This window comes from Bartonella queenslandensis AUST/NH15 (assembly GCF_000312585.1).
In the GTDB taxonomy this organism is placed as follows: Bacteria; Pseudomonadota; Alphaproteobacteria; order Rhizobiales; family Rhizobiaceae; genus Bartonella; species Bartonella queenslandensis_A.
The window spans coordinates 1-315 of the sequence record NZ_HE998365.1 but is presented as its reverse complement, the minus strand read 5'-3'; the positions used below and the strand labels follow the sequence as shown (position 1 = coordinate 315).

Here is a 315-nt window from a genome sequence, read left to right as displayed (position 1 = left end):
CGCGGCGCTGTTCTAAATAATCAGTGCGACGATAAGCACGTTCTACTTGTCCTCCTACTGTATGACTTAGAATAGTTTCTGCTACCTCATAAGGAGCATCGGTTGTTTCAGCAAGCCAATTGCGTAAACTAGAGCGAAAACCATGGGGGCAGGATTCAAGTCCAATTTTTCTCATATATTTTGACATAACCATAGGTGAAATAGGAGCCCGACTAGAAAAAGAAAAGATGAAATCACTTTTAGAGATACAGCGGGCTTGTTCAATTGTTTTTAGTGCTTCAGTTGATAAGGGCACGCGAAACTCTGTTGTTGCAT

Annotated in this window: 1 protein-coding gene; it reads right to left on the bottom strand. The window is 41.6% G+C overall.

The genetic code is table 11. From position 1 onward, the window contains the following. Positions 1–315, bottom strand: a 315-nt coding sequence (locus tag BN338_RS10400; protein ID WP_039762351.1) for a tyrosine-type recombinase/integrase, incomplete at both ends; no start/stop codon positions are given.